Source organism: Streptomyces sp. NPDC020747 (assembly GCF_044334695.1).
Taxonomy (GTDB): domain Bacteria; phylum Actinomycetota; class Actinomycetes; order Streptomycetales; family Streptomycetaceae; genus Streptomyces.
In genome coordinates this window covers 1-9,636 of sequence record NZ_JBIRTJ010000042.1, presented here as the reverse complement: position 1 = coordinate 9,636, position 9,636 = coordinate 1, and the positions used below count along the sequence as shown (strand labels likewise).

7 protein-coding genes and 2 pseudogenes are annotated in these 9,636 nt (G+C 67.9%); 5 read left to right on the top strand and 4 right to left on the bottom strand.

Translation table 11 applies throughout. The features are described 5' to 3' along the window. Positions 1-200: 200 nt before the first annotated feature. From ACH4YP_RS47790 to ACH4YP_RS47780, 3 genes and pseudogenes are all read left to right on the top strand, one after another. Positions 201-554, top strand: a pseudogene (locus ACH4YP_RS47790) (transposase); the annotation flags it as partial. Between the two features lie 76 nt (positions 555-630). Beyond that, positions 631-1,077, top strand: coding sequence for a hypothetical protein (locus ACH4YP_RS47785; RefSeq protein WP_398497871.1), 447 nt, complete (start codon positions 631-633; stop codon positions 1,075-1,077). 57 nt (positions 1,078-1,134) lie between these two features. Continuing rightward, positions 1,135-1,848 carry a transposase gene (locus tag ACH4YP_RS47780; RefSeq protein ID WP_398497870.1) on the top strand — a complete coding sequence of 238 codons (714 nt, stop codon included), beginning with the start codon at positions 1,135-1,137 and terminating at the stop codon, positions 1,846-1,848. Positions 1,849-1,930: 82 nt separating this feature from the next. Here ACH4YP_RS47780 and ACH4YP_RS47775 read toward each other — a convergent pair whose 3' ends face one another. After that, positions 1,931-2,227 (bottom strand): DUF1330 domain-containing protein, encoded by a 297-nt coding sequence (locus tag ACH4YP_RS47775; protein WP_398497868.1) that lies wholly within the window; start codon positions 2,225-2,227, stop codon positions 1,931-1,933. A 145-nt stretch (positions 2,228-2,372) separates the two neighbouring features. Continuing rightward, positions 2,373-3,332: an SDR family NAD(P)-dependent oxidoreductase gene (locus ACH4YP_RS47770; protein WP_398497866.1), complete on the bottom strand. Its 960-nt coding sequence runs from the start codon at positions 3,330-3,332 to the stop codon at positions 2,373-2,375. Positions 3,333-3,494: 162 nt separating this feature from the next. Here ACH4YP_RS47770 and ACH4YP_RS47765 point away from each other — a divergent pair, with 162 nt between their 5' ends. Continuing rightward, on the top strand, positions 3,495-4,064 hold the full coding sequence (locus ACH4YP_RS47765) for a hypothetical protein (RefSeq protein ID WP_398497864.1): 570 nt from the start codon (positions 3,495-3,497) through the stop codon (positions 4,062-4,064). Between the two features lie 198 nt (positions 4,065-4,262). Here the strand turns inward: ACH4YP_RS47765 and ACH4YP_RS47760 are convergent. Then, positions 4,263-5,464, bottom strand: a protein-coding gene (locus ACH4YP_RS47760; protein ID WP_398497862.1) for an IS3 family transposase whose coding sequence is annotated in 2 segments (ribosomal slippage) — positions 4,263-5,179 and positions 5,179-5,464 — 1,203 coding nt in all. Because the reading frame shifts where the segments join, the coding sequence is not laid out codon by codon here. A gap of 569 nt (positions 5,465-6,033) precedes the next feature. Here ACH4YP_RS47760 and ACH4YP_RS47755 point away from each other — a divergent pair. Further along, on the top strand, positions 6,034-8,730 hold the full coding sequence (locus tag ACH4YP_RS47755; protein ID WP_398497860.1) for a hypothetical protein: 2,697 nt from the start codon (positions 6,034-6,036) through the stop codon (positions 8,728-8,730). A 285-nt stretch (positions 8,731-9,015) separates the two neighbouring features. On the opposite strand, the pseudogene ACH4YP_RS47750 reads toward ACH4YP_RS47755, so the two are convergent. Further along, positions 9,016-9,549, bottom strand: a pseudogene (locus ACH4YP_RS47750) (helicase associated domain-containing protein); the annotation flags it as partial. Positions 9,550-9,636: the final 87 nt, after the last annotated feature.

The window sequence follows — 9,636 nt, the reverse complement described above, 5'->3', positions numbered from 1 at the left end:
CCCGAAAACACCGTTCCCACAAGCGTGTTCGCATCATGCACGCCCAATGATCACAGGCGAGCACTCACCGTCACCACCGACTACGGAACAGACCCGAACGTCTTACAGTCCCTCTTGTCGAGGTGGTGACGGCGGTCGCTGGTGGTGGTTGGCTGGTCTGTGGCGGGGCGGCCTCGGTTTTGAGGCGGTGGACGGTGTCGATGCGTCCGGCAAGTTTCCAGCGGATTCCCCCGGTGACAGTCCGGACGGCGCGGGCGGCGTGTCCGAGGGGGACGCCGGTGATGCTGATGCGGGACCGGCTGGATGTGGTGTTCGCCGACGAGGACTTCACTCATCTGTATCCCGTCGATGGCCGGTCGAGTTTCTCGCCGGGGCAGTTGGCGCTGGTGTCGGTGCTGCAGTTCGCCGAGAACCTCTCGGACCGTGCGGCGGCGGATGCGGTGCGCACGAGGATCGACTGGAAGTACGGACTGGGTCTGGAGCTGGACGATCCCGGGTTCGACTATTCGCTGCTCAGCGAGTTCCGGGCCCGGCTGGCCGAGGGCAACCGGGCGGATCAGTTGCTGCAGGTGATGCTGGACCGCCTGGTGGCGGCCGGGCTGCTCAAGGGGCGGGGCCGACAGCGTACTGATGCCACTCATGTCCTGGCGGCGGTTGAGCCGGTTGGAGCTGGTGGGCGAGAGTGTGCGGGCTGCGCTGGAGGAGATCGCCGAGGCCGATCCCAGCTGGTTGCTGCCGCTGATCGAGCCCGCGTGGGCCAAGCGGTACGGCCGGAAGGTCGAGATCGGGAAAGTTGCGGGCGGCAAGGCGGCGGTGCGCGAACGTGCCGAAGAGTTCGGCCGGGACGGGCAGAAACTTCTCACCGCCGCCTGGGCGGCTGACGCCCCAACTCGTCTGCGGATGTTGCGGCAGGTGGAGATCCTGCGACAGGTCTGGCTCCACCAGTACCACTGGGATCGCGAGGGGCAACTGAGCTGGCGGGAGGGCACTGCTCTGCCGCCGGCCTCGCTGCGGTTCGATTCTCCCTATGACACGGACGCGCACTACTGCGTCAAACGCGATGTCGAGTGGAGCTGATACCGGGTTCATGTCACCGAGTCATGTGATCAGGACCTGCCGCACCTGGTGACCCATGTGGCCACGACTATTGCTCCCGTCCAGGACGGGCAGCTGACCGCGAAGATCCACGACGACCTCGCCACCTGTCGCCTCGCTCCGGCCGAGCACGTGGTGGACACCGCCTACCTCACTCCCGCCCACATTGAACGGGCCCAGCGCGTCCACGGCATCACCCTGCTCGGCCCGATCCTCGCCGACAACAGCCGCCAGGCCAAAACAGCCTCGGGCTTCGACAAGGCCGCCTTCACCATCGACTGGAACAACGAGCAGGCCATCTGCCCGCGCGGCGCGACGAGTGTGTCCTGGACCAAGCTGAATATCTCCGGCCATACATACCTGCAGGCCCGCTTCGCCGAGAGTGACTGCCAGCCCTGCCCAGACCGCACCCGGTGCACTTCATCCGCCACTCGTCCCCGCTCCGTCGCAGTCCTGCCGCGGACACTGCACGAGATCCAGACGCGCAACCGGCTCGACCAGCAGACCGAACAGTGGCAGCGTCGATACGCGATCCGCGCCGGCATCAAGGCCACCCTCTCGCAGAACGTACGAGCTCACGGCCTGCGCAGAAGCCGCTATCGAAGTCTGCCCCGCACTCACGTGCAGCACGTCCTGACCGCCATGGCCTGCAACCTCAGCCGTCTCGCCGACTGGCACGACACGACCCCATCGGGCCGCCGGGCATCACACTTCCGAACTCTGTGCAACGCAGCCGGATTCGCCAGCACCTGACCGCCCAAGATCACCAACAGAGTCACAGCATTGGTCTTAGGCGGCCGGCTTGCGGATGCTCAGCGATGGCTGGGCCCGCCGGTCAGTCGATGCCTTCGATGATGCGGAAGTCGCGCTCGACGCCGTCGGGGAGGGCCACCAGCGCCTTCTGGTATGCCTCGCTCTCGTATGCCGCGACGGCCTGTTCAAAGCTGTCGAACTCGATCAGAACGACGCGTTGCGTGATTCCGGCCTCGTGGGCGATGACTCGACCGCCAAGGAGGGACAGGACGCGCCCGCCCCCGGCTTGGACAGCCGGACCGGCCAGCTCGTTGTAGGCAGTCAGCCTCTCAGGGTCGGAAATGGCGGGGTAGACACTGACCCAGTAGCCCTTAGCCATGGAAACCTCCTGTGTTCGGCCGGACACGTCCGACTTCGAATTGACACTCAGATCGATCGATCCCGGCAGGGTGCAGTTCCTCTCGGGGACGCCTGAGCTGGGGTGACGCGGGTTGGTATCTCCGAAGTTCCGAAGTCCTCCGGCTCTAGGCTGCCGCCCTGAACGCGTCGACGCCCGTGAGCTCGGCCGACAGTGCCCACAGGCGCGCAGCCTGCTCGGGGTCGGTCGCATGTGCGTGCACGCCGCCTTCTGTTCCTTCGGCTGCCGGCTCGGCGATGTCGCAGTCCTCGCAGTACACGCCGCCCATGCCCGCCAGTTGAGGTGAGGTGGCAGCCCACAGCTGGGTGGCCGCGCCCTGGCCGGGCGTCTTGAAGGTGGGATCGGCCGGGTTGCCCTGCTCGTCGATCCAGCCCGCGTCGACCATCTCCGCCTTCGCGAGATGGCGCTGCAACGGGGTGAGGATGCTGCCCGGATGCACCGCGAACGCCCTGACCCCGGCGTCGCGGCCCAGCGCGTCGAGCTCGACGGCGAACAGTACGTTGGCCGCCTTTGCTTGCCCGTACGCCTCCCATCGGTCGTAGCCGCGCTCGAAGTGCAGGTCGTCCCAGTGCATGCCCATGCCGTGGGCGCCGGAGGACACGGCGACCACGCGCGCGCCACCGCGGGCGATCGCCGGCCAGAGACGGTTGATCAGCGCGTAGTGACCGAGGTGGTTGGTGGCGAACTGCGCCTCCCAGCCCGGACCGACCCGCGTCTCGGGGCAGGCCATGACCCCAGCGTTGTTGATCACTATGTCGATCGTGCGGCCTGTGGCCAGGAAACGGTCGGCGAAGCCGTGGACGCTTTCGAGGTCGGACAGGTCGAGGTCGTCGGTCTCCACGCCGTCGATGCCCTTGACCGCCTTCTGCGCGGCCGCCCGTCGCCGCGCGGGGACGATGACGCGGGCTCCGGCATCGGCCAGTGCGCGGGTCGTCTCCAGACCGAGTCCCGAGTAGCCACCGGTGACGATCGCGGTGCTGCCGGACAGGTCGATCCCGCTCAGAACGTCGTCAGCGGTGCTGCGGGCGCCGAAGCCCAATCCGATCTTGTGCTGGAGTGGCGTCATGACGGAGACGCTAGGTGCTGAACTGCGCTCTAAGGCAAGGCAATTGGGCGGAGATCCTTCGGGTGCGAATTCTCTCGGGGGATAGCTGAGCCGGGAAGACGTCGATTGGCGTGTGGTCGGTGCCGGTGTGCTTCTACCGTGGCGTGGTGGAGGTGGGGCGCCATGGTGTCGTTGCCGGAGGAGCTTCAGGCGCGGGAGGCCGCGGCTCGACAGCGGGTGGAAGAACTCCAGGCCGAGGCTGCGGAGTTGACCGTTCGGCTGGAGAAGGCCCCGGCGGATCTGTCGCGGTTGGAGATCACGCGGGAGACCGTCGCGCAGGTGCTGGCGGAGTTGTCGGCCGCGGAGGCAGCACCAGAAGTAGGGGCGCGCGATGGGCTGGAACCCAAGGAAACGCCGGCGCCGCACGGCATTGGGGTGATGGCGGTGCCGCCGTGGCGGGAGGGCCTGGTTGCGACGCCTGCGGTGGCGAGGCCGAAGACCCTGCGCCCGGCGGACTTCGCGGTGATGACGACGACGGTCTTGCTGAATGTCCGACACGACCTCGCTACGCCGGCGGATCAGCATCCGATGATGGCCCCGGGGCCGGTCCGAGTCGTACACCGCGGCGACGTCCTCGCCCACCCCGAGATCTCGGCGGATACCGCGCCTTCGCCGACGCCGAACCGGACAAGCACGGGTAACCGGCGGGAACGCCCGCCGTCAACGGCGTCCAGGACGTCGGTCAATGCTTAACGCCAACCACTGTTCCATTGCTCCCCGAGGCCGTGTTCGAGACGGGCGATCCGCGTGCTGAGTTCCGCGACATCGGCGGGTGCCGGTTCAAAGATGGTTTCTCAGAGGGCGTTTGATCTAGGTGAATTGCCCTTTATCTCCTAGTAAGTTCCTCGCCAGGTGGGTGGTGGGGCCTTGACCCGGAATCTTGGACACGGGCTATGCGGCTGGGGACAGGGTAGTTGATGTTGTGTCGAGTGCGGTCTCGTAGGCGATGGGACTGCGTTGTCCGAGGCTGGAGTGGCGGCGTCGGGTGTTGTAGCGGTGTAGCCAATGGAACAGGTCGAGGCGGGCTTCGCGGTCGTCGGCCCAGGCATTGCGGCCCTGGAGCGTCTCCCGCTTGCAGGTTGCGTTGAAGGACTCGGCGAGTGCGTTGTCCGCCGAGCTGCCGACGGCGCTCATGCTCTGGATCACGCTGGCCCGGTGGCAGGCGTTGGCGAACGCCCGGCTCGTGTACTGGGCTCCGTGGTCGGTGTGTATGACGGCGCCGGTGAGGCTGCCGCGGCACCGCTCGGCGGCGGCCAGGGCGTCGGTGACCAGTTCGGCGCGCATGTGGCCGGCGATCGCCCAGCCGGCCAGGCGCCGGGAGGCGAGGTCGATGACCGTGGCCAGATACAGGAACTTCCCGCTGGTCAGCGGGAGATAGGTGATGTCGCCGACGTACTTCGTGTTCACCGCCGTGGCGGTGAAGTCGCGGCCGATGAGGTCGGATGCCTTCGCGGCGGCCGGGTCCGCGATGGTGGTGTGATGCTTCCTGCGCAGCCGCAGTCCGGCGATTCCGATGGCCTGCATGACGCGGGCGACACGCTTGTGATTGATCCGCTCGCCGTCCTCGCGGAGCTCGGCGGTGATCCTCGGAACGCCGTAGGTGCCGTCCGAGCTGTGGTGGACCGTGCGTATTCGCGCGGCGAGTTGGGCGTCGGCTGCCTGGCGGGCCGCCCTCGAGGCCGCGGTGTTGCGCCAGTAGTAGAAGCTCGAGCGGGCGATGCCGAGGATGGTGCACAGCCGCTTCACGCCGAAGCGGCGCTGATGGTCGGCGACGAACTGGAAGCGGTTCACCAGCGCGTCTCCCCGGCGAAATACTTCGCCGCCTTCCGCAGGATCTCGCGTTCCTCCTCCAGCTCGCGGACCTTCTTGCGCAGGGCCGCGTTCTCCGCCTCCAGCGGCGTGGGCGGCTCCGCGGGTATCTCCGCCCGGCGCCCCCTCGGCCGGTTCGCCCCGGCCGCCCGAACCCAGTTGCGCAGCGTCTCCGGGTTGACCCCCAGATCAGCGGCGACCTGCCTGATCGTCGCTCCGGGCCGGGACCGGTACAGCGCGACTGCGTCCGCCTTGAACTCTGGCGGGTAGTGCTTCATGACCACGAGATGTCCGTTCTCAGATCCTCAGGATCCAGTGTCTCGTGTGTCCAAGATCAAGGGTCAAGGCCCATCTGGCCTGCGTTGATCAGTTTGCGGTGCGTCCGCGGTCGGGTGATCGCGGGGCGTCATTAGCTGCGGTGCTTGTGGGTGCTGGGCTGGGGCGGGGATCTGATCTGCGGCTTTGTCAGTTAGCTGGGTGGGTGATCAGGTCGTGTCAGCTGCGCTGCGCAAGGTTCAGGTTCAGTGATTGTTGGTATAGGGCGGCGCTTTGGACGAGCCGCCTGCTCGGCACAGGGTATGGCCGTGGGCGGCTGGGGCACGCCTGTGGGCGGTCAGTCGCCGTACGAGCCGGGTGTCCAGCACCGATCGCCACCGTCAGGTAGCTGGGCTCCCAACCCGGAGACTCCGCGCGAGCAGCTGCATGAGTAGGTTCTCGGAGAGCTGGCGCCCGGCGAGGCGCGTGGGACGCGGGTGCGGTGTCCGAGGCCTCCCCGTGGTGGAGGGTTGAACCGGGGTATGGAGAGGTGACGTTGCCGTTATTCTGACGGCCCACGGGGGCGGTGTGACGGAGAATGGCCGGAATCATACGACGGTATCGGCGTGCCGCCGGTGCCGTGTTGCTCTGCGTCGGCGTGCTGGCGGTGGTGGTGGCGGCCCACGTGGTGTGGGTGCGGGCGGCCGAGGGTGCGTACGAGACCCGGGTTGCCGGACAGAAGACCGACGATGACGGCACTGACGACAAGGCCAAGGCCGAGGCCACGAAGCGGTACGAGAAGGGCAATGAGCACGGTCGGAGCGGGAGCACGACCGTGCGGATCCTGCGGACCTCCGGGGCGGGCGGCATCGTGTGGCGGGCCACGGCTCGGCACAGGGTGAAGATGAGAGCCGGTGATCCACTGGCCGAGGATCTGCGCAGCGAGCGTGTGAGCCTGGACGATTGGATTCCTTTCTTCTTCGACTTCATGTCGACCGGACGCCACGCCCCCTGTGCGGGCTCGGCCTTCGAGCCCGATGCCGACGGTGATGGTGTCGAGCAGGACGGGCCGAATACGAGCGTGTACGTCGTCGGCGAGTCCGCCGCCTCATGGCGGGGAGCCGGAACAGGCTGTACCACTTCCCTCCAAGTCGCCGTTAAAGACGGTGAGTTGGTAAATGAAGCAATGTACGACCAGTGGACCCTCACGATCGACGCTCCCCGTTACATGGCTGTCGGCATCGATGGCGGCACGGTACTGCGGCAGACCGCTCACCGCGCCGAGCTGCTGCTCCCGGCCAGGAACGGGGTCACCATTAATTTGCGGATAGCCGGGAGTACGGGGACCCCCGAGCGTACCAATGGTGTAGCTCTTGCCTCCGTCCTGCAGAACGACAAGTCGACCTGGCGTGAGGCAACCGCTCTCCTCGTGGCCGTGCTGGCCGTGCTGGCCGTGATGCGGTTCTGGGTGCTGCCTTCGCTGCGTTCCTGGGCGCCGCCGGTGACCCAAGTGCGGTGGAGCGCGGCGGTGGCCGTGGCCGGGGTGCTGACGGCTGCGACGCTCGCATACGCGCTCGAGACATCAAGCACCGCTTTGGGGCTGTGGTGGGTGTATGGCGGGAACGGCATGCCCTTGGTGGCGTGGTGGTGGGTGCTTCTTCCGTTCCTGGTGGGGGTGTTCCTGATCCGGGCGACCACGGGCCGGCCGCCCGGCACCAAGGACCTGCTGATTCTGGCGCTGGTGCCTGGCATCGGCCCGCTTGTGGCAGTGATCGTCATGATGGCGGCGGGGTCGATGGTGATGCCCCTGATGCTGGTCATCGCCTCGGGCGCCGCAGCCGCGCTGCTGGCCTGGGCGCTGCTGGGCGGGGCACTGGGAAGGGCGGGGAAGCGCTGGGCAGCCACGGCCGTGACCGGATTCTGGCTGCTGACCGTGACTCTCGGGCCGGGGACGGGGTTGGTCGATGACTCGCGCACGCTCGCCGACTGGACCACGGTGAACGGGATCGTCGGAGCATGCCTTGGCTGGGGTTGGCCCGCGGTGCTGTGGCCGGTGCTGATCGCGTTGGGCTGGGGGCGCCGTGCCTACGCGCATGTGCTGATGGCGTGGGTCGTGTTGGCTGCCGTTCCACAGCTCAGCGATCCGCCGTACTACTGGTATCAGCAGACGCAGACATCGTGGGCCATTGGGATCTACTCCACGGTCGCCGCCAACCGTCCCCTCGTGGCCCTGCAAACCGTCGTCATCGTCAGCGCCCTGCTGTTTTTGTCACACCACGGCCGCACCCGGGGAGAGTGGCCACCGCACTTCCGCGCGGTCGTCGTCGGCCTGGGTATCGCGGCGGTGGCCACGGCGGTGACGCAGGTCGGCTTCTCCCTGTTCGACGACAACCTGGAGCGGCGCGGCCGCTATTTCGCGGTGGCCGTTGCCGCCGTAGGGTTCGCTGCTTTGCTGCCCCCGGCGGCCAGCCAACGCGCCACCTGCCTGCACGCCGTCACCCCACGCGCCCACACCCGCCGCATGCACGCCCTGCTCAAGGACCAGACTCTCGCAGCGAGCCGGCGCGAGTTCCTCAGCGCCTCGCAGACGGCTCTCGCCAACGGCGACCTCACCGCCCGCCAGTGGAGCGCGCGTTGGCGGGCGCTCGGGGCCCAAGACAGAACACCTCGGCACTCTGCGGAACTGCGGCTGGCCGCTCTGGGCAGCTCCGGCGGGCGGGACGCCTGGCGCAACGGCAGGGCGGCCGGCATTCTCCTCACCGCGGTCAGCCTGCCCTGGCTCCTCTACACGTTGCCGCCCCTCCTCAGCGACTCGTACTCCAACGGCGACCTCATCCGTGTGTGGACATACGCCCTGCGCTGGCTGCTGTACGGCTTCATCTACGGCTACGCCTATTCCTGGCTGCGCGGCGGCTCCCCGCTCGGCAAGGCCATGTGCCTGCTAGGCGTCGTCCTCCCAGTCGAGCTCTTCCAGCTGTTTTACCGGGACCTGGCACCCGGTGACTTCGGCATCTCGACGCTGCTGACGACCGGCGACTGCCTCGCCGCGTTCCTGGTCCTGGGTCTCTACTGGGAGGCCCGCCTGGTCCGCGCCGCCGGCCTGCGCTGGGGGCAGATCCGCAACTTCCGTTCCCTGGCCGCAGTGGCCGTCCCCGCGACCACCGTCCTGGTGGCGGTGGCCACCGCCCTGGCGACAGCGATGGTCGGCATCTGGGTCTCACCAGACACCGGACCGGTCTCGGAGGTACCGAACGGGCAACCGTCGGCGACGGCACCCCAGGCCCCGGGGCCTTGAGCCTGTCCTACCTATCGGTAGTTCGTTAAATCCGGTGAAGTGTCCAAGGACGCGGGCGGCGTCCGTGGCGGCCTGATGGAAGGAGCCAGAGTCGGTTCGCGCCCGTCTCGTGCGGGCCCTCTACGAACGGCCGGACCGCCTCGTAGAACCCCTCCGGCCGCCACATAGGCCGCTGAGGGAGCGGCCCCGGATCCCAGTGCCTACACGCACGCCAGTGCGATGCCGCACCCCGTGATAGCGAAGGACCCCGGGCCGTACGCAGCGCCCGGGGTCTGCCCGGCAGCGTCAGGGCGCCGCCCACTCGACTCCCAGCTCCGCGAGGGCAGCGCGCTGCTCCTGTGCGAGCTTGTCGCGGCGGGTCCTGGTGTTGGAGATCCATACGCCCAGCTTGATGACCACGGGTTCCGTCTCGCCGTCGACTGTGATCTCTTCGCTGTGGCCGCGGGGCACAGGCCGGTGGGCGCCTTCCCGTTCCACCCATTGCGCGAGGGCCGCGAGGCCGCGCTGGAACGCTTGCTGTGCCTTGCTAGGGCCCTTCGTCGCGCGCGTGGCCGCAGGGGCTGGAGCGGGCCGCTTAGTGGGCTTGACGCCCAGTCGGGACAGCCGGTCCTGCTGCTCAGTGGATAGCTGCGCCCAGGTGCTTGCTTCTCGTTGCCGTGCGAGCCATTTACCGATGTCATCGCCGTCCATCAGTACGCCGGGCTGGATCTCGGGCAGGCTGCCGTCGGCGTCGACCAGGTCCGCGAGGACGCGGTGGTGCCGCTGCCAGTCCAGCGGCCATGGGCAGTTCCAGTCCGGGTCGATCGCCGCCTGCTGACTCTCACGGTCCTGTCTCGTGAAGTTCTCACCCAGGTGTCATTCTCGATGAGTACCAGGAGCGTCTGTATGCAGGGGAAGTGGGGGAGT